17 protein-coding genes are annotated in these 18,483 nt (G+C 73.3%); 5 read left to right on the top strand and 12 right to left on the bottom strand.

The window, feature by feature from the left end:
• Positions 1-49: 49 nt before the first annotated feature.
• A complete protein-coding gene (locus tag SNE206_RS30300; RefSeq protein WP_407916720.1) occupies positions 50-934 on the bottom strand; it encodes a helix-turn-helix transcriptional regulator in 885 nt (294 codons plus the stop codon).
• 238 nt (positions 935-1,172) lie between these two features.
• Between SNE206_RS30300 and SNE206_RS30295 the strand changes: the two genes are divergently transcribed.
• From SNE206_RS30295 to SNE206_RS30280, 4 genes are all read left to right on the top strand, one after another.
• The gene (locus tag SNE206_RS30295; protein WP_407916719.1) at positions 1,173-2,210 is read left to right on the top strand and encodes an alcohol dehydrogenase catalytic domain-containing protein; all 1,038 of its coding nucleotides are present in this window, start codon (positions 1,173-1,175) and stop codon (positions 2,208-2,210) included.
• 91 nt (positions 2,211-2,301) lie between these two features.
• Positions 2,302-3,141, top strand: a complete 840-nt coding sequence (locus SNE206_RS30290) for an SDR family oxidoreductase (RefSeq protein ID WP_407916718.1) — start codon at positions 2,302-2,304, stop codon at positions 3,139-3,141.
• A 92-nt stretch (positions 3,142-3,233) separates the two neighbouring features.
• Positions 3,234-4,085, top strand: a complete 852-nt coding sequence (locus SNE206_RS30285; RefSeq protein WP_407916717.1) for an aldo/keto reductase — start codon at positions 3,234-3,236, stop codon at positions 4,083-4,085.
• A gap of 46 nt (positions 4,086-4,131) precedes the next feature.
• On the top strand, positions 4,132-4,551 hold the full coding sequence (locus tag SNE206_RS30280) for a cupin domain-containing protein (protein WP_407916716.1): 420 nt from the start codon (positions 4,132-4,134) through the stop codon (positions 4,549-4,551).
• 302 nt (positions 4,552-4,853) lie between these two features.
• On the opposite strand, the gene SNE206_RS30275 is transcribed toward SNE206_RS30280, so the two are convergent.
• The 5 genes from SNE206_RS30275 to SNE206_RS30255 all read right to left on the bottom strand — a co-directional run bounded on the left by SNE206_RS30275 (position 4,854) and on the right by SNE206_RS30255 (position 9,632).
• Positions 4,854-5,717, bottom strand: coding sequence for a poly(aspartic acid) hydrolase (locus tag SNE206_RS30275; RefSeq protein ID WP_407916715.1), 864 nt, complete (start codon positions 5,715-5,717; stop codon positions 4,854-4,856).
• A 74-nt stretch (positions 5,718-5,791) separates the two neighbouring features.
• Positions 5,792-6,109 (bottom strand): DUF4387 domain-containing protein, encoded by a 318-nt coding sequence (locus tag SNE206_RS30270; RefSeq protein WP_407916714.1) that lies wholly within the window; start codon positions 6,107-6,109, stop codon positions 5,792-5,794.
• 5 nt (positions 6,110-6,114) lie between these two features.
• Entirely contained in the window at positions 6,115-7,305 is a 1,191-nt protein-coding gene (locus SNE206_RS30265; RefSeq protein WP_407916713.1) for an acyclic terpene utilization AtuA family protein, read from the bottom strand.
• A gap of 209 nt (positions 7,306-7,514) precedes the next feature.
• A complete protein-coding gene (locus tag SNE206_RS30260) occupies positions 7,515-8,816 on the bottom strand; it encodes an MFS transporter (protein ID WP_407916712.1) in 1,302 nt (433 codons plus the stop codon).
• A gap of 99 nt (positions 8,817-8,915) precedes the next feature.
• On the bottom strand, positions 8,916-9,632 hold the full coding sequence (locus SNE206_RS30255; RefSeq protein WP_407916711.1) for a GntR family transcriptional regulator: 717 nt from the start codon (positions 9,630-9,632) through the stop codon (positions 8,916-8,918).
• A gap of 577 nt (positions 9,633-10,209) precedes the next feature.
• Here SNE206_RS30255 and SNE206_RS30250 point away from each other — a divergent pair.
• Complete coding sequence (locus tag SNE206_RS30250; protein WP_407916710.1) at positions 10,210-10,536, top strand: GYD domain-containing protein; 327 nt, start codon at positions 10,210-10,212, stop codon at positions 10,534-10,536.
• Between the two features lie 338 nt (positions 10,537-10,874).
• Here the strand turns inward: SNE206_RS30250 and SNE206_RS30245 are convergent, their stop codons facing one another.
• The 6 genes from SNE206_RS30245 to SNE206_RS30220 all read right to left on the bottom strand — a co-directional run bounded on the left by SNE206_RS30245 (position 10,875) and on the right by SNE206_RS30220 (position 18,482).
• Positions 10,875-12,053 (bottom strand): cytochrome P450, encoded by a 1,179-nt coding sequence (locus SNE206_RS30245; protein ID WP_407916709.1) that lies wholly within the window; start codon positions 12,051-12,053, stop codon positions 10,875-10,877.
• A 317-nt stretch (positions 12,054-12,370) separates the two neighbouring features.
• The gene (locus SNE206_RS30240; RefSeq protein ID WP_407916708.1) at positions 12,371-13,198 is read right to left on the bottom strand and encodes an SDR family NAD(P)-dependent oxidoreductase; all 828 of its coding nucleotides are present in this window, start codon (positions 13,196-13,198) and stop codon (positions 12,371-12,373) included.
• A gap of 191 nt (positions 13,199-13,389) precedes the next feature.
• A complete protein-coding gene (locus SNE206_RS30235; RefSeq protein WP_407916707.1) occupies positions 13,390-14,634 on the bottom strand; it encodes a dipeptidase in 1,245 nt (414 codons plus the stop codon).
• Entirely contained in the window at positions 14,631-16,379 is a 1,749-nt protein-coding gene (locus SNE206_RS30230) for an ABC transporter ATP-binding protein (RefSeq protein WP_407916706.1), read from the bottom strand. The genes SNE206_RS30235 and SNE206_RS30230 overlap by 4 nt, the downstream gene beginning before the upstream one ends.
• Positions 16,372-17,313 carry an ABC transporter permease gene (locus tag SNE206_RS30225; protein WP_407916705.1) on the bottom strand — a complete coding sequence of 314 codons (942 nt, stop codon included), beginning with the start codon at positions 17,311-17,313 and terminating at the stop codon, positions 16,372-16,374. The genes SNE206_RS30230 and SNE206_RS30225 overlap by 8 nt, the downstream gene beginning before the upstream one ends.
• Before the next feature lie 83 nt (positions 17,314-17,396).
• The gene (locus SNE206_RS30220; protein ID WP_407916704.1) at positions 17,397-18,482 is read right to left on the bottom strand and encodes an ABC transporter permease; all 1,086 of its coding nucleotides are present in this window, start codon (positions 18,480-18,482) and stop codon (positions 17,397-17,399) included.
• Position 18,483: the final 1 nt, after the last annotated feature.

Below are 18,483 nucleotides of genomic sequence, written 5' to 3'. Positions count from 1 at the left end.
GCCGACAGCAGCGCCACCACGCCCCGTTCCCGCCCGTGCGGTCGGTCGGCTACCGCTCCCGGCCGGACGGCGCCGGCTCGGTGCGGAGAGCGGTCATGTCGAGCAGGAGCATGGCGTCGTGGTCGGGGGTGCCGGGTTCCGCGGTGTAGATGCCCATGCGCTGGCCGGGGGTGCCTTCGAGGGCCATGCCCTGGAAGGCGAGGGTGAACCTGCCGATCCGGGGATGCTGGAAGGTCTTCGTGGTGACCTTGCGGCCGGTGACGTCGTAGCGCTCCCACAATCCGGCGAAGGCCGGGCTCTTCAGGAGCAGCTCGCCGACGAGCCGGGTGAGGTCGGGGGCGTCGGGATCGGTGCCGGCCAGGGCGCGCAGGCGGGAGACGCAGTGGCGGATCTGGTTGTCCCAGTCGGGGAAGACGTCGCGGGCGGCCGGGTGGAGAAAGAGGTAGCGGCCGAGGTTGCGCTGGGTGGCGGGCCACTCGTCGAGGCCGGGGTACAGGGCGAGGCCGCCGGGGTTGGTGGCGAGGACGTCCATGCTGCGGCTGACGACGTAGGCCGGGCTCGGGCGCAGCGTCTCCAGGAGCAGTCGCAGGTGGGGGCGCACGGTACGGCTCGGCGCCGGGGTGCTGTGGGGCAGGTAGCGGGCGGCGCGGACGGCGAGGTCGCGCAGGTGCTGGTGTTCGGCGTCGTCGAGCTGCAGGGCGCGGGCGAGGGCGTCGACGACGGCGGGGCTGGGGCGGGTCTCCTTGCCGCGTTCCAGGCGGGTGTAGTAGTCGATGCTGACGCCGGCGAGGGTGGCCAGCTCCTCGCGGCGCAGGCCGGGGGTGCGGCGCACCCCGGGGCCGGGGGTGAGGCCGGCGGACCGGGGGCTGGTCTGGGTGCGGCGGGCGCGCAGGAAGAGTGCCAGCTCGTCGCCGCTGTGCTGCTCGGATGCCATGGGCCCAGTGTCCCTCCGCCGCCGGTGCGGCACGCCGGTCGAGGGGGGCCCTGTCGCACCCCGGCAGATCTCGGCCTGCCTGGAGCGGGGAAGCCGGGGCACGGTGGGTGGTGTCGCCCGGTGACCTGCCTTCCTGCGAGTGGGGGTGGCCGCCGGTCGGCCGTACGGCCGGGCTGACCCCCGCCGTGGTCACCTCGGCTCCCAGAGCTGCCGAACGCCACGAAAGGCAAGATCTTCCATGCGTGCCACCTTCCTGTACGGTCCCGGCGACGTCCGCGTCGAGAACGTCCCCGACCCCGGGATCGTCGAGCCCACGGACGTGATCGTCCGTGTCACCCTGGCCTGCGTGTGCGGCTCCGACCTGCACCGCTACCACTCGACGGAGAGGTCTGACGGGGGCCGGCCGATGGGGCACGAGTTCCTCGGCGTCGTCGAGGAGACCGGTTCCGAGGTGCGCGGCCTCAAGCGCGGTGACTTCGTGGTCTCCCCGTTCGCGTTCGCCGACAACACCTGCCCGATCTGCCGGGACGGCTTCCACACCGCCTGCCCGCAGGGCGGCTGGTACGGGGTCGGAGGCGTCGGGGGTGCCCAGGCCGAGGCCGTCCGCGTCCCGCAGGCCGACGGCACCCTGGTGAAGATCCCCGCCGGCACCGACCCCGCCCTGCTGCCCTCGCTGCTCGCCCTGAGCGACGTCTACCTCACCGGTCACCACGCCGCGTACATGGGCCGGGTCGAGCCGGGCAGGACGGTCACGGTGATCGGCGACGGCGCGGTGGGTCTGTCCGCGGTGCTGGCCTCCCGCCGCATGGGCGCCGAGAAGATCATCCTCATGGGCCGGCACACCTCCCGCACCGACCTCGGCCGGGAGTGGGGCGCCACCGACGTCGTCGCCGAACGCGGGGAGGAGGGCATCGCGAAGGTGATGGACCTGACCGGCGGCGAGGGCTCCCACGTCGTGCTGGAGGCCGTCGGCCTGATGCCCGCCTACGAGCAGGCGTGCGGCATCGTGCGCCCCGGCGGGATCATCTCCCGCGTCGGCGTGCCCCAGTACGAGGAAGCGCCCGTCGGCTTCGGGTCGCTGTTCGGGAAGAACGCGCAGCTGGCCGGCGGGCCCGCCCCGGTGCGCGCCTACCTGGAGCCCGCCGTCGAGGACGTGCTCGCCCGCCGTATCGACCCGGGCCGGGTCTTCGACGCCGAGGTCGGCCTCGACCGGGTCGCCGACGCGTACAAGGCCATGGACACCCGCACCAGCCTCAAGGTGATGGTCCGCCCGTGACCCCCGCCCGCACCCTCGACGCCCCGGCCGCCGTCGCCGTCGACGCCGTCACGCCGGCCGGCGGCGCCCCGACCACGAGGAAGGACCGTCCGTGAACTCCCGGACCTGGCTCGTCACCGGCGTCAGCAGCGGCTTCGGCCACGCCCTGACCACCCGGCTCCTGGAGCGCGGGGACCGCGTCATCGGGACCGTCCGCACCCCGGACAAGGTCGCCGACCTCGGCGGGAAGTACCCCGACACCTTCCGCGCCGTGGTCCTGGACGTCACCGACACCGCCGCCGTCCGCCGGACGGTGGAAGCCGCGTTCGCCGCGGGCCGCGTGGACGTGGTCGTCTCCAACGCCGGCTACGGCCTGTTCGGCGCCGCCGAGGAGATCACCGACACCCAGGTCGACCACATCATCGCCACCAACCTCACCGGCTCCATCACCCTGATCCGCGCCGCCCTCCCGCACCTGCGCGCCCAGGGCGGCGGCCGTATCATCCAGATGTCCACCTACGGCGGCCAGGTCGCCTTCCCCGGCAACTCCCTCTACCACGCCACCAAGTGGGGCATCGAAGGCTTCGCCGAGTCCGTCGCGCAGGAAGTCGCCCCCTTCGGCATCGGCGTCACCATCGTCGAGCCCGGCGGCGCCCGCACCGAGTTCCGCCGCGGCAGCGCCCGGGTCGCCGACCCGATCGACGCCTATGCCGGCAGCCCCGCCCACGCCTTCCGGGCCATGCTCGACCCCGCAGGCGGCCTCGCCCCCGGCGACCCCCGGCGCATGGCCGCCCGCATCATCGAATCCGCCGACACCCACCCGGCCCCGCTGCGCATGGTCCTCGGCTCCCAGGCCCTCGACGCCACCCTCGGCGTGCTGCGCGAGCGGATCGGCGGCTTCGAGGCCCAGCGTGATCTGGCAGCGTCCACGGACTTCCCCGCCGGGCAGTGACCGCCCCGCAGCCCCGGGCAGGAAGCCGACCGGGAAGCTGGCCGGGCAGCCCGTCCGGCTGCTCCCCGCCCACGAACGACAAGGAGACACCCGTGCAGACCGTCACCCTGAACAACGGCGTCACGATGCCGATCCTCGGCTTCGGCGTCTACCAGATCCCCGCCGACAGGACCGAGCAGGCCGTCACCGACGCCCTCGCCGCCGGCTACCGCCTCCTGGACACCGCCGCCGCCTACGGCAACGAGGAAGCCGTCGGCCGGGCCGTCAGGAACAGCGGCATCCCGCGTGAGGAGCTGTTCGTCACCACCAAGCTGTGGGTCCAGGACGCCCCCGCCCAGGACAACACCCGCCGCGCCCTGGAAGCCTCCCTGGCCAAGCTCGGCCTCGACCACGTCGACCTGTACCTGATGCACCAGCCCTTCGGCGACGTGTACGGCCAGTGGCGCGCCATGGAGGCCTCCAACCGCGAGGGCCTGGCCCGGGCGATCGGCGTCGCCAACTTCCACCCCGACCGCCTGCTGGACCTGATCATCAACAACGAGACCGTCCCTCAGGTCAACCAGATCGAGACGCACCCGTTCTTCCAGCGCGGCCCCGACCACGCCCTGATGCGCGAGCACGGCGTGCAGCACCAGGCGTGGGGCGGCTTCGCCGAAGGCAGGAACGACCTGTTCACCCACCCCGTCCTCGGCGGGGTCGGCAAGGCGCACGGCAAGTCCGTGGCCCAGGCCGTGCTCCGCTGGCTGATCCAGCGCGACATCGTCACGATCCCCAAGTCGGTCGACCCCGGCCGGATGGCGCAGAACATCGACGTCTTCGACTTCGACCTCACCGACGAGCAGATGGTGCAGATCGCCGGCCTCGACACCGGGAAGACGCTGTTCTTCGACCACCACGACCCCGAGATGGTCGCCTGGCTCGGCAAGCGCCGCCTGGACGGCTGAACGCCGGCCCCCTACCTGCCACCCGTACGAGAGCAAGGAGCATCCCGTGGAGTTCGTCACCCCCAGGCCCACCGGCAAGGGACCGCAGGACCGGTTCAACGGCGACGTCTGGTTCGACGTCATCCACGCCGGTACCGAGCCCTCCCGCCTGCGCGCCAACATGGTCCGCTTCGCCCCCGGCGCCCGCACCGCCTGGCACCACCACGCCGTCGGCCAGACCCTCCACGTCGTCGCCGGCACCGCCCTGATCGGCACCCGCGACGGCACCGTCCACGAAGCCCACCCCGGTGAGACCGTCACCTGCCCGCCCGGCGAGGAACACTGGCACGGCGCCACCGCCGACCGCTTCATGCAGCACCTCGCCCTCTGGGAAGCCACCGCTCCCGACGACGACCGCCCCGAGACCACCTGGCTGGAGCACGTCACCGACGAGCAGTACGACGCCGAGCGCACCCGCAGCCGCTGACCCGCCCCGCCGGCCGGGGCCTCCGACACCGTGGGCCCGGGTGCGCCGCCGACCGGGCCTACGCCGCTGCCCGACCGTGCGCTGCCCCGGCCGGGTCGCTTTCGGGCCTGGCGTCGGGCGGTTTCGGGGCGGGTGCATCGGCCGGGGGCAGGGAGTCGAGGGTTGCCATGAGCAGGTTGTCGAGCAGCGCCCACCCGGTCGGGCGGAAGGCCCCGCGTGCGGTCTCCTGTCCGGCGGGCGGTCCTGTGCTCTCCTGCGGTGGCGGCTGCGGGCTGCTCAGCATGGTTCGGGCGGTTTCGTCGTCATGGCCGCGGCCCCGTCGCAGGCCTGTGCCGGGGGTCTGCCGGTGCGGGGACGTGGTCGGCGAGGAAGGTGAGTACGGCCGGGGTGACGGCGGATGCGCTGTGGCCGGCGCCGCTGACGATGTCCAGCCGGCTGGTGATGCCGTGGCGGTTCCAGTTGTCGCGCAGTTCGGTCAGCCGGTCCGTGCGGCTGCCCGGCTGCTCGGCGCCCTCCCAGATGTCGATGTCGGTGTCGTCGGCTCCGATGACGAGCTGGACGGGCACCTGCGCCATGGCGGCGGGGTCGGGAGCGGCGGCGAAGAGGGTTTCGCTGTCGGCGGTGCCTCGCCACCAGGGGGTGCGGGCGTCGAGGAGGGTGGTGCGGCCGGGCGCGCCGACGGAGAGGGAGGCGAGGCGGTGGGGGTGGAGGTAGAAGAAGCGGTGGGCGAACTGCCCTCCGCCGGAGAAGCCGTGCAGGTGGAAGCGGTCGGTGCGGATGTGCCAGCGCGCGGCGGCCTCCTTGACCATGTCGAGCAGCAGCAGGTCGGGGCGCAGGCCCGGCTCGGTGAAGAACTTGTAGCTGTCGAGGTCGTTGGGTCCGGTCAGGCCGGCGGGGAACAGCGGGGCGAGGACGACGCAGTCGTGTTCTTCGGCGAAGGCGGCGAAGGAGTCGCGGACCTGCCCGACGTAGCGGTGGGTGCCGTGGACGGCCACGACGAGCGGGCGGGGCTCACCGGTGTTGCTGTGGCGGCGGGGGACGTACAGGCAGTAGGAGACACGGGGGTCACGGGCAAGCGCGAACAGCGGCGTGGAGCCGGTGAGGAACTGCTGCGCGGGATGGTCGGGGGGCAGGTGCCAGGGGGAGACGGGGGCTTCGGTGGGCATCGGTCGACTCCTTCGAGCGGGTGCGGTGCGGTGCGGGACGGGCGGTGCTCCGGCCGTCCCGCCGGCGGGGCGGGTCAGGCGGGCGTGGGCAGTTCCATGTCCATCAGCGGGGCGTACTGCTGGCCGGCGTAGCAGTCGCTGTCGTGGAGGTCGCCCTGGACGGTGGGCCGGGGAAGGGAGACCTTGACGGCGAGGGCGTGGGGGTGGTTGACGACGAGGATCTGGTCGGGGTCGGTGTTGTAGAGGGACGCGAAGAGCTCTTCGCCGAGGAAGCCGGTGGCCACGAGGGCGTCGTAGGCGGCCTGGTCGTGGCACATGAAGTCGAAGGTGAGGGTGAAGGGTCCGGCGTTCTTGGAGCGGACCAGGGAGCAGTAGTCGGTCAGGGTGGGCACGGGTTCTACAGCTCCTCGACGGTGGTGCGGAACAGTTCGGTGGGGGTGACGCCGGTGGCGACGTGGTTGAGGGTGAAGCGGTAGAGCGGGCCGCGGTCCGTCTCGGGCGGTGAGTACGGGTAGGCGAGGGTGGAGACGAGCCCGTCGTACCCGGGGATGGGCAGGTGGCTGCTGGCGTGGGCGACGAAGGTCGAGACGGCGTGCGCGGTGGCCTGGTCGGGGGCGGTGACGGTGATCAGCACGCCGAGCTCGCGGGGCAGGAGCTGGTCCGGTTCGGTGCCGTCGAGGACGGCTCCGGCGCCGTAGAGGCGGTAGTCGATGTCGACGTCGGCCGGGTCGACCGCGCCGGCGAACACATCGAGGATCTTCGCGTCGAAGTACTGCCGGGCGAACGGCAGGAGCTCGGGCAGGGCGTCGATGACGACGCGGTCGCGGACGCCGCCGATGATGACGCTCTGGTAACCGACGAGTTCGGCGCCTTCGAGCTTGTTGGTGTACCCGTCGGCCGGCAGGTAGGCGGCGCCGCGTACGCGGACGGTACGGTCGTCGACGGCTTCGTAGGTGGCGTCGGTGGTGTCCAGAGTCCCGGAGGGCTCCAGGACGTGGAACGGGTCGGCGTTCTCGTACAGGGTGTGGGCGGCGACCGAGCGCGGGGTGAGGCGGCTGCCGTCGGCGAGGGTGGTGACGTCGAAGTGGTCCTCGCGCAGGTGCACCAGCAGGCCGTTGGCGGAGGGCGGGGTCGCGCAGGCGGCGCCGCATTCGACGGTCTTGGCCATGTGCCAGGTCAGGCCCGGGTCGGCGCCGTGCAGGTGCGGGAGGGCGGCGAAGAGGGCGGTGTCGCTGGCGCGTCCGGCGAGGACGACGTCGCAGCCCTCCAGGAGGGCGTGCTGGATCGGCTCGACGCCCATCATGGCGACGGTGTGGCTGCGGGCGAACAGGTCCCGGTCGATGGCCGGCGCGTTCGGCAGTGCTCGGATGCGGCCTGCGTCGTACAGGTCCTGGAGGCGGTCGGCGGGCTGGTCGGAGTAGATCAGGCCGAGCTTGAAGTGCAGGCCCTCCTGGGCCGCGACGGCGCGGGCCATCGCCGCGACCCGGTCGACGCCGACGTCGCGCCCGCTGGTGCCGCAGGATCCGATGATCAGCGGGACGCCGAGCTCGTCGCGGGCCTTCAGCAGCAGGCGCAGGTCGCGGGTCACGGCCTGGTGGGAGAGTTTGGGTGTGCCGGAGCCGAGGGCGGCGGGCCGGGGGGGGGGGGGGGCGGGGGGGCGGGGGTGGCCGGGGGGGGGGGGGCCGCCGCCGCGCGGCCGGGGGGCGGCGCCGACCCCCGCGCCGAGCGCACCGGTGGGAGCGAGGATGCGCAGTTCCATGGGGTCAGGACCTTTCGTGAGAATGGTGCGGGGGGTCGTCACGCCGTGTTCCGGTCGGGGGCCCGGCGGGCCAGGAGGGTGAAGACGGCGAAGGTGACCGCGGCGAAGGCGGCGGCGTTGAGCATCATGAAGCGCCAGCTGGTGAGGTCGATGGTGGTGCCGAGGATCGCCGGGCCCAGGGCCATGCCCGCGGACGAGGCGATGGTGTAGAGCGCGGTGTAGGTCCCCAGCACCTTCTCGGTGGGGGCCAGGTTCCACAGTGCGACCAGCGCGTTGACCGCGAACGACGCGTAGCCGAGTGTGGAGAGGACCATCGCGACGACCGTTCCCGGGACGGTGGGGACCGCGAAGCCGGCCAGGAGGCCGACGACGAACAGGCCGACGCCGTAGCGCATGGCGCGCAGATGCCCGATCCGGTCGGACCAGTAGGCGATGGGCAGCACGCCCAGCAGGAAGGCGACGGCGCCGGGCAGGGCGAGGCTGCCGGCCTGGCCGCCGGTCAGCCCGAGGAGTTCGATGCCGTACGGGGTGGTCAGCGATCGCAGGGCGGTCCACATGCCGGCGAAGCAGAAGATGCCGATCATCAGCAGCAGCGCGGGGCTGGAGGGGGACCGCAGCGCGTCCCGGAGGACGGCCCAGGGGGAGGCGAAGTCCGGCACGTCCTGGTGGCCGTCGGCGGATTGCTCGGGCACGACGGCCTGTTCGTGCCGGCGGCCGAGGAACCACCAGGACAGTCCGAGCATGATCAGCATCAGGGCCGGGGGGATCGCGAACGCCAGACGGAGGCTGCGGTCGACGACCAGCAGGCTGATCAGGGCCGAGATGATGATGGTCAGGCTGACGCCGGCCTTGATGATGCCCTGTGCCTTGCTGCGGTTGCCCGACGAGACGTAGTCGGAGACCAGTGTCTCGGTGACGCCCTTGAAGGCGTTGGCGACCGCGGCGAAGGCCACGACGCACACCACCAGGGCGGGAAGGCTGCCGGCCCAGGGGATGAGTACGAACGGGACCGTGGCGGCCGACGCGCCGATCAGCACGATGGGCCATCGGCCCCTGCGCCGGCGGACGAGTCTGTCGGAGAGGAATCCCATGGACGGTTGGGTGAAGATCCCCAAGGAGTGGTCCAGGCCCATGATCAGGCCGATGACACCGGCCGAGGTGATGTAGTGGCGCAGTTGCTCGGGCACCTGGGCGTCGTAGAAGTTCCACACCGACTCCTGGGCGAAGACCGCCAGGGTCACCCACAGCACGGCGCTCGCGTTCATCGGTGTCCGCACGACGGGGGCCGGCGGCGTGAGGGCCGGAGTTCCGCCGGGGGTGGACGGAGGGTTGTGCATCATGGCGGCTCCTTGCCATATGCTATAGCAAACAGGGGATGCTTGTGCGCCGACCGCCTCCCGTGGCGCCGGCGCACAAGAACAAGCAGTCGGGCTTTGGGGTCAGCTGCCGGAGAGCTGGATGAGCGCTTCGCGGTGGTGGTGTGCGGCGAGCTGCTCGGCCCGCTCCTCGTCCCGGTCCAGCAGGGCGTCGAGCAGGCCGCGGTGCTCGCGGTAGCGGCGGCGGAACGCCTCGGCCCGCTCCGGGGCGAGCTTGACGGTCAGATCGAGGCGCTCCTCGTCGCTGAACGCGCGGGCCTGCTGCAACAGCCCCTCCAGGACCGGGTTGCCGACCGAGGCCTCCACCTGATGGTGGAAGTGGCGCAGCAGCTGGTGGACCTCCGCGAGCCGGCCGGTCACGTCGGCGCCCGGCCCGCGCTCGGCCAGTTCCCGCTCGATCCGCGCGACCGCGCCGTCGGCGCGCTGCAGCACCTCGGCCAGGTCGGCGAGCTGGGCGTCGGTGGCGTGGCGGGCGGCCAGCCGGGCCATCAGCGCGGACAGCCGCACCTCGGCCTCCACGATCTCGGAGCGCGCGGCGGCCGAGTGGTCCGCGATCCGCAGCGCCCGGCTCCCGACCCGCTCCACCACCTTCTCGTGCACCAGCTGGCGCAGCGCCTCGCGCACCGGCGTGGGGCTCACGCCGAGCCGGGCGGCGAGATCGCGTTCGGTGATCTTCTCGCCCGGCCGCAACGAGCCCTCGCGGACCGCGGCACGGAGCCGCTGATAGGCCTGGTCGGCCAGCGACGTCGTCTCCATGGGGCCCAGGGCATCGTTGCTCATGGCAGAAGACTGCATCCTGCTATAGCAAACAGTCAATAGGTCTGTTGCCTGCAGATGACCGCAGCGCTGCCCGACGCCCCGGAGCGGCGAATGGGCCTTCCCCCGGGACGACGGCACCGACCGGTTGCGGTACGGCGCGATGGGCCTGCTGTCCGGCGAGGTGCGAGCGCCTTCGACGCCGGGCGCCTTCCTGCGCGCCTTCACGCACGGCCGCAACCGGCAACTCCACGCGGTGCACCGGGACTTCCCCGCCCGCCCGGCCCGGACCACGCCACTGCTGCCCGGCGCGGACAAGGTCGCGTCCGTCGGCATCGACCCCAGCCACCGGCGCGTCCACGGCTGCACCGGGCAGGGTGCCGGGGCCGGGCGGTTCAAGGGCGTGCGGACGCTGCACCCGATCCTGGCCACCCTCGGTACCCCGTGTGCGCAGCAGGGCCGGAGCGCCCGGGTGGGACGCTCACCCGCCGGCTGTGGCCGTGCCGGTCGTCGTCCTCAGCCGTTCGGGGGATACGCGGGCCGCATCCGGCGCGTTCCCGCCCGGCCGGGGCATCCCTTGGTGGAACGAAAGGGAGACACGATGCCGCTCTACCTGTCGAGGTTCAGCTACACGCCGGAGACCTGGGCGAGGCTGATCGTCCACCCCGAGGACCGCGCAAAGGCCGCTCAGGCGTACATCGAGTCCGTCGGCGGGAAGCTCCACGGCTTCTGGTACGCCTTCGGCACGCACGACGGCTACAACCTGTGGGAGGCCCCCGACAACGTGTCCATGGCCGCGGTGGCGCTGGCGATCAGCGGAGGCGGCGCGCTCGGCTCGTTCGAGACGACAGTTCTCCTGACCGTCGACGAGACCATGGATGCCCTGCGCAAAGCCGAACGAGTCCGGTACCGGGCGCCGGGCGCGTAGCGGTCCGGGCCGGTGCGTTCCCGGGTGACGAGGCGGGTGGTTCGCCCAGGTGTGGTCGTTCGCGGGTGATCCGCCGCCGGACCGGAACCGACGAACGCGGCTCCTGATGATCAAGGCCGCCGAAGCCGAAGATCGTGAACAGGCGCCACCACCCGTGCTTCCGGCCCGGCCTGCACGGTTTTCGCCCTCGGCCATCGGTGACGCGAAGATCGAAGGCGCGTCAGCCACGCCCTGACCCTGACTCCGCGACGTCGTGGGCGCTCCTGACTGTGCTGGCACTGGTACTGGCGGCGGTCGTGGCTGGTGCGGGGCCGTTCTGCCCTGCGGCAGCTCGCCCTCTACGGACGCACCGGCAAGGAGGCGAGCCCCCTCACCAACCGGGAGTGCCGCCAGGAGAGTTGGTCCGGTGGAGCTGCCAGCTGCAGGCCGGGGAAGCGCCCGAGGAGGACCCGCAGGACGATCTCGATCTCGGCGTGGGCGAGGGGCGCACCGACGCAGCGGTGGATGCCGTGACCGAACGCGAGGTGGCCGGCCGAGTCGGGGCGGCCGAGATCGAGCCGGTCGGGGTCGGCGAACCGGGCGGGGTCACGGTTGGCTGCGCCGGGGCAGACGAAGACGGGGCTGCCCGCAGGGGTCTCACGGCCTCCCAGCTGTACGGGTTCGGGTGCCCAGCGCCAGGTCGCGATGCTCACCGGTGAGTCGTAGCGCAGGAGTTCGTCGACGGCGGTCGGGATGCGGTGCGGGTCGGTGACCAGGTGCTGCAGTTCGTCGGGGTGCTGGAGCAGTGCGAGGACGGCGTTGCCGATGGCCGCGGTGGTCGTCTCGTGGCCGGCGACCAGCAGCAGGACGGCCAGGGAGAGCAGTTCGTCCTCGCCGAGACGGCCGGAGTCGCTGTCGCGGACCGCGATCAGGCCGGAGAGCAGCGAGCGGTCCGGGCTGATGCGTTTGGCGGCGATCAGCCCGGTCATGCAGTCGGCCAGGGCGTGGGAGGCCGAGTCGATCCGGTCGTGGTCGCCCGTGGCGAACAGGTCGGTCGACCAGCCGCGGATCGCATCCCGGTCGGCCGGGGGGACGCCGAGCAGCTGACAGATGACGATGACGGGCAGGGGCGCGGCGAGGTCCCCGATCAGGTCGGCCTCGGTGCCGGGCTCCCAGCGGCTGACCAGCTGTTCGGCGAGCGAGCGGATGTAGGGACGCAGGCCGTCGACCACGGCGCTGGTGAACGCCTTGGTCACCAGGCGGCGCAGCCGGGTGTGCTCGGGTGGGTCGGTGGCGAGCATCGTGCGGGCGACGGCGGGGTGCAGGGATCGCCGGGAGGGCTTGTCGGCGAAGTAGGCGCCGGTGTCCTTCGACAGCGGCGCGGTGAAGGCCTGCCGGGCCGCGTCGTAGCCCGTGACGACGGTGGCGGTGCCGGCGCCGTCCATGGGGATCCGGACGACCGGCGAGGTGTCGCGGAGGGCGGTGTAGGTCGGGTACCGGTTCCGGTGGAACGCCGGGTCGGCGAAGGGGGAGGCCATGTCGATTCCTGTGCCGCTTCCGGTGCCGTCTGCCGCTGGGCGGCGACGGCGGTGCGGACGATGTCGGAGGTCACGTACTGCTGGGAGACCGAGCGTAGCCAGAGGGATGCCGCCGGAGGTCTCGCGCGCGGGCGGGCGGTACCGGTTTCGGCTTCTTCCCGGATCAGGGGCTTTACCGACCGTCCGGGGCCGGCGGAACGTCAGCACGTCACCGGGAGCGGGATCGACCGATGGCCGAGGGGCCCGCACGGGTGAACGATCCGCTACCGCAACGCGGCAGGCAGGCCGGCAGGTGGTGCCCACCGCCGGGCTTCGCGTCACTGCGGCAGGCCGGTGAGCAGTTTCCCGGTGAGGTCGTGGAGGCGGGCCGCGTCCTCGGGGTCGAACGCGGTGGTGCTGGTGCTGATCCGCCTGCCCTCCAGTACGGCGGTCAGCCGGGCGGGCGGCGCGTCGAGGAACGGCAGGATCTGTTCGACGGCCTGCGACACCGGCTTGCCCGACATCCGCAGCCCGTCGACGTGGGGTGCCGTCGCGGTGTCGTACTCGCCCGCGAAGCTGGTCGCCACGACCCCGGGATGGTTGAGCACGTAGTGGACGGAGGTGTCGGCGTGGGTCCGGGTGAAGTGGACGCCGAGCAGGTCGCAGAGTGCCGCACTGTGGCCGAGGGCGCCGGTGCCGGGGTGGTTCCGGCGCAGTTGCAGATCGTCCCATCGCACCGGGCCGGTCAGGCCCGAGCCGCCGAAGTTGAGCACGACGGCCTGCTCGGCGCGGCCGAGCGTCTCGGCCAGCCCGTGGCTGAGCAGGTAGCGGCTGAGGTAGTACAGCGCGAAGTTGCTCTCGAACCCGTCCGCGGTCTCCACCCGCGTCGACCGGTGGAAGCGTGCCCCCAGCACCAGGACGTCCACCGACGGATACGTCCGTGTGATCCACCCGACGACCCGCCGGTTCTCCGGGACGAGGCTCAGGTCGGCCTGCAGGAACCGCGCACGGCCCCCCGCCCCGCCGCGTTCGGCGGCCGCGAGGAACGCCCCGCCCTTCTCGGCACTGGTGCCGACGACCAGGACGTCGTGGCCGCGTTCGAGGTAGGTGGCGGCGAGGGCGCGGCCGATGCCGTCGGTCCCGCCGGTGATGACTGTCGTGGGCATGAGGTTCCTTTCGGGGAGCCGGTGGCCCGGGATCACTTCCCGGCGGGTACGGCCGGAGTGCCGTCGGCGGGGGCGGCGATGCGGGGTGCGGCGGCGGGCGGGGCAGGGCAGGGCAGGGCGGGGCGGGGCGCGGGCGCAGGCGTGCGCCAGGGCACTGGGTCCTGGCGGCCGGTTCTGTTCGCGCCCGCCCGCTACGGCCGGGGCCAGAGCGGTTCGTCGGCCCGGCGCTCGGCCTCGCGGAGCACGCGCAGCACGTTGCGTCCGGTCAGTGCCTCCAGCTCCTCGGCGGACCAGCCGCGCGAGGCCAACTCCCTCAGCAGCACCGGATATCCGGCCACGTCGGGCAGGTCGGCCGGCTGCCGGTCGACGCCGTCGTAGTCGCCGCCGAGGCCGATGTGGTCGAGGCCGGCGATCTCGCGGGCCCGCTCGACGTGGTCGGCCACCTGGGCGGCGGTGGCCTCGGGGCGGGGGTGGGTGTCCAGCCAGCGCCGGAGCTCGGGCGGCGGAGGCGCGCCGGGGCCGGTGGCGAAGGCGGCGGCGGCCTCTTCGGCCACGGCGGCCGGGCTCTCGCCCGGGGCCGGGTGGCGGGGCCAGGCCCAGGTGTGCGCGGGCAGCGCGAGGCGTTCCCGCTCGGCGGCCAGGCCGGCCCGCCAGGAGGCGACCTCGGCCGAGACGAAGTCGGGCACGAAGGTCAGCTGGACCACGCCGCCGTTGGCCGGGAGGAGCGCCAGCACCTCGTCGGAGACGTTGCGCGGGTGGTCGTTGACGGCGCGGCAGGAAGAGTGGCTGAAGATCACCGGGGCGGTGGAGGCGGCCAGTGCGGCGCGCTGGGTGGTCTCGGCGGTGTGGGAGAGGTCGACCAGCACGCCGATCCGGTTGAGTTCGGCGACCACGGCCAGACCTGCCCCGGAGAGGCCGCCGACGCCGGGGACGTCGGTGGCGGAGTCGGCCCAGGGGGTGTTGTGGTTGTGGGTGAGCGTCAGGTAGCGGACGCCGAGGCGGGCGAAGGCGCGCAGCACCCCGAGTGAGGAGGCCAGCGAGTGGCCTCCCTCGATGCCGAGCAGTGAAGCGATCCTGCCGTCCGCGACGGCGTCCTCGGCCTGGTCCGCGGTGACGGCCAGGCGCAGCTGCCCGGGATAGCGGGCGATCAGCCGGTGGGTCAGGTCGATCTGCTCCAGGGTGGCCACGGTGGCCACCGGCTCGGGCAGGTCGGAGGGGACGTAGACGGACCAGAACTGCGCGCCGACACCACCCTCGCGCAGCCGCGGCAGGTCGGTGTGGAGTTCGGGCCTGTTCCTGTCCAGTCCCTCCACGGAGCCGCCGCTGCGGGCCCGCAGGGCGACCGGCAGGTCGTTGTGGCCGTCGACCACGGGAGTGCGGCGCAGGGCCCGCCGGGCGACGGCCTGCGGGGAGTCGTCGGTGCTGCTGTCCGTCATGGGGCGGGGGCTCCTGTCTGCTGCGGGGGCAGGGAGGTGGCGGCGCGGCGCCGGGCCTGGCGGTCCGGGTCGGGCACCGGCAGGGAGGCGATCAGCCGCCGGGTGTAGGGGTGTTGCGGTGTGCCGAGCACCTGGGCGGTGGGCCCCGTCTCCACCACACGCCCCCGGTGGAGCACGGCGATCCGGTCGGCCACCTGCTCCACCACGGCCAGGTCGTGGCTGACGAAGAGGGCGGCGAAGCCGAGATCGCGCTGGAGCCGGGTGAACAGCTCCAGCACCTGCGCCTGCACCGAGACGTCCAGTGCGGAGGTGGGTTCGTCGGCGATCACCAGCGCCGGGTCCAGGGCGAGCGCCCTGGCGAGCGAGGCGCGTTGGCGCTGGCCGCCGCTGAGTTCGTGCGGGTAGCGGGCGGCGGTGCCGGCCGGCAGACGTACCTGCTCCAGCAGTTCCTGGACGCGGTCGGCGACGGCGGCGCGGTCCAGCCCGGGGCGGTGCACCCGCAGCGGCTCGGCGACGCAGGCGCCGATGGTCAGCTGGGGGTTGAAGCTGGTGGCCGGGTCCTGGAAGACGAAGCCGAGGCGGCCGCTGCGGCCGGCCGTGGTGCCGGTCCGGCGGCGCGGGCCTTCCCGGAGCGTCTCGCCGAGAACGGTGAGGGTGCCGCCGCTGACGGCGGTGAGCCCGGCGAGGGCGCGGCCGATGGTGGTCTTGCCGCTGCCGCTCTCCCCGACCAGGCCCAGCACCTCGCCGGCGCCGATCTCCAGGTCGACCTGGTCCACGGCGCGGAACGGCCGGCGGCCCAGGCGGCCGGGGTGGTCGACGGTGAGGCCGCGGGCGGTGACGACGGGCGGCGCGCCGTCGGCGGGCCGGGCCGGGCGGGGTTTCGCGTTGCCGAAGTCAGGTACGGCGTCGAGGAGTTGTTGGGTGTAGGCGTGTTGTGGCGCGGCGAAGAGACGGCGTACGGGGGCCTGCTCCACGATCCGGCCGTCGCGCATCACCGCGACGCGGTCGGCCAGGTCGGCCACGACGCCCATGTTGTGGGTGATCAGCAGCAGTGCGGTGCCCAGCTCGTCGCGGCAGCGGCGCAGCAGGTCGAGGATCTCCGCCTGCACGGTGACGTCCAGGGCGGTGGTCGGCTCGTCCGCGACCAGGAGCCGGGCACCCAGGGCGAGTGCCATCGCGATGACGACACGCTGCTTCTGACCGCCCGACAGCTGGTGCGGGTAGTGGTTCACCCGCTGCCCGGGCTCGGGGATGCCGACCTGCTCCAGCAGCTCGACCGCGCGGGCGCGACGGGAGGCGCGGGTGCCCCGGCCGTGGGCGCGCAGGCCCTCGGCGATCTGCCAGCCGATGGGGTGGACCGGGTTGAGCGCGGTGGAGGGCTCCTGGAAGACCATGGCCGCGGCGGTTCCGCGCAGCGTGCGCAGCGTGGTGCGGCCTGCGCCCAGCACCTCCACGGCGCCGGTGTCGCCCTGTCCGAGCAGGACCCGTCCCCGGGTGGTGGCCGACTCGGGCAGCAGCCCGAGCACGCTGCGCGCGGTGACGGTCTTCCCGCTGCCGCTCTCCCCGACCAGTGCCACCACCTCTCCCGCCGCCACCGTCAGGCTCACGCCTCGTACGGCGGGAATCTGCCCGCTGTCGGTGGCGAACGACACGTGCAGGTCCTCGATGCGGAGCAGGGCCGCCGACGCGGCCGATGCCGGGTCGTGCACCGTGTCCGGTGCTGCGGTCGCGCGGGGCTCAGGCACGGGTCTGCTCCTCTGCTGCCGCCGGGGCCGCGGGGCCGGGGTCGACGGCCCCGGCGGTGCGGGATCCGCGCCGGCGGCGCAGACGCGGGTCGGCGAGGTCGTTGAGGCTTTCGCCCAGGAGGGTGACGCCGAGGACGGTGAGGACGATGGCGGTGCCCGGGGCGAGCGCGGACCACCAGATGCCGGAGGTGACGTCGGCGACCGAGCGGTTGAGGTCGTAACCCCACTCGGCGGCGGCGTTGGGCTCGATGCCGAAGCCGAGGAAGCCGAGGCCGGCCAGGGTGAGGATGGACTCGGAGGCGTTGAGGGTGAGGATCAGCGGCAGGGTGCGCACCGAGTTGCGCAGCACGTGCCGGAACATGATCCTCAGGTGGCCGGTGCCGATCACCCGGGCGGCCTCGACGAAGGGCTCGGCCTTGACCCGCAGCACCTCGGCGCGGACCACCCGGAAGTACTGCGGCACGAAGACCAGCGCCAGCGAGCAGGCGGCCGCGGTCAGGCCGCCGACCAGGCTGGACTGCCCGCCGCTGATCACGATGGACATGACGATGGCCAGCAGCAGCGAGGGGAAGGAGTAGAGCGCGTCGGCGACCCCCACCAGCAGCCGGTCCGTCCAGCCGCCCAGGTAGCCGGAGACGAGGCCGACGAGGGTGCCGGGCAGCACCGACAGGCCGAGCGAGAGGCCGATGACGGCCACGGCGGTCCGGGTGCCCCACAGGGTGCGCGAGAGCACGTCGTAGCCGCCGATGGTGGTGCCCAGCAGGTGGCCGTGGCCCGGGGGCTGCTGTGAGCCGAACAGTGCCCCGCCGTACTGGAGTTGGGCGTGGCCCGAAGGTGTGATCCAAGGGGCGAGGAGTGCGGTGAGCAGGAACAGGGCGGTGAGCCCGGCTCCCGTGAGCAGCATGGCGCGCTGCAGGCCGACGCTGCCGCGCACCCGCTGCGGCACCAGACGGGCAAGTGCCGGACGGGCAAGTGCCGGACGGGCGGGCGTCGGGCGAGAGGACCGGAGGCCGGGCATCAGTACCTCACTCGGGGGTCGATCATCGCGGCGAGCACGTCCACCAGGAAGTTGACCACCGCGACCACGATCGCGAAGAGCACGACGATGCCCTGCACCGCGGCGAAGTCACGCACCGTCAGGTAGTGGGCCAGCTCGTAGCCGAGTCCCCTCCATTCGAAGGTGGTCTCGGTGAGCACCGCGCCGCCGAGCAGCCCGGCGATCTGCAGGCCGAGCACGGTGACCACCGGGATCAGCGCGGGCCGGGCGGCGTGCCGGGTGATCAGCCGCAGGCCGCCGACGCCGCGGGAGCGCGCGGCCTCGACGTACTCGGCGTCCAGGGTGACGATCAGGTTGGTGCGCACCAGCCGCAGCAGCACGCCGGCCAGCAGCAGGCCGAGGGCCAGTCCGGGCAGCACGCCGTGGCGCAGCACGTCGGCCACGGCGGAGCCGTCGCCGCTGCGCAGTGCGTCGACCAGGTAGAGGCCGGTGGTGCTGGACTGGTTCTGGAGCTCCAGTTCCACCTGGATCGAGGCGCGGCCGGAGACCGGCAGCCAGCCGAGCCGGACGGCGAAGACCAGTTTGAGCAGCAGCCCGACGAAGAAGACCGGGGTGGCGTAGCCGAGGATCGCGGCCAGCCGCAGCGCGGCGTCCGGGGCGCGGTCGCGGAAGCGGGCCGCGGCCATGCCCGCGGGGGCGCCCACGGCGATGGCCACCAGCAGGGCGTAGCAGGCGAGTTCGAGGGTGGCTGCGCCGTAGGTGAGCAGGACCGTGGATACGGCCTGGTTGTCGGTGGCGGTGCGGCCGAAGTCGCCGGTGGCGGTCTGCCGCAGGTAGTCCAGGTACTGGGTGAACAGCGGGCGGTCGTAGCCGGCGGCGTGCAGTTTCTCCTGCAGTTGGGCCGGGGTGAGCCGGTCGCCGAAGGCGGTGGTGATCGGGTCGCCGGTGGTCCGCATCAGGAAGAAGACCGCGGTGAGCAGCAGGAAGACGGTCGGGAGGATGAGCAGGAAGCGGACGGCCAGGTAGCGGGCCAGCGGCGAGCGGAGCGCGGTCAGCAGGGGCCGACCGCGCTCCGGGCGTCCGCTCAGGGACCGAGCGAGCGTCATG

Source organism: Kitasatospora sp. NE20-6, assembly GCF_045862635.1.
The sequence above is the reverse complement of the archived record's forward strand: the minus strand, read 5'-3'. Positions and strand labels throughout refer to the sequence as shown.

Bases quoted from the DNA above. Each gene is read 5' to 3' on its own strand.
- SNE206_RS30295 (WP_407916719.1), top strand. From the start codon at position 1,173: ATGCGTGCCACCTTCCTGTACGGTCCCGGCGACGTCCGCGTCGAGAAC.
- SNE206_RS30260 (WP_407916712.1), bottom strand. From the start codon at position 8,816: ATGATGCACAACCCTCCGTCCACCCCCGGCGGAACTCCGGCCCTCACG.
- SNE206_RS30245 (WP_407916709.1), bottom strand. From the start codon at position 12,053: ATGGCCTCCCCCTTCGCCGACCCGGCGTTCCACCGGAACCGGTACCCG.
- SNE206_RS30240 (WP_407916708.1), bottom strand. From the start codon at position 13,198: ATGCCCACGACAGTCATCACCGGCGGGACCGACGGCATCGGCCGCGCC.
- SNE206_RS30300 (WP_407916720.1), bottom strand. From the start codon at position 934: ATGGCATCCGAGCAGCACAGCGGCGACGAGCTGGCACTCTTCCTGCGC.
- SNE206_RS30255 (WP_407916711.1), bottom strand. From the start codon at position 9,632: ATGAGCAACGATGCCCTGGGCCCCATGGAGACGACGTCGCTGGCCGAC.
- SNE206_RS30275 (WP_407916715.1), bottom strand. From the start codon at position 5,717: ATGCCCACCGAAGCCCCCGTCTCCCCCTGGCACCTGCCCCCCGACCAT.
- SNE206_RS30250 (WP_407916710.1), top strand. From the start codon at position 10,210: ATGCCGCTCTACCTGTCGAGGTTCAGCTACACGCCGGAGACCTGGGCG.
- SNE206_RS30235 (WP_407916707.1), bottom strand. From the start codon at position 14,634: ATGACGGACAGCAGCACCGACGACTCCCCGCAGGCCGTCGCCCGGCGG.
- SNE206_RS30220 (WP_407916704.1), bottom strand. From the start codon at position 18,482: ATGACGCTCGCTCGGTCCCTGAGCGGACGCCCGGAGCGCGGTCGGCCC.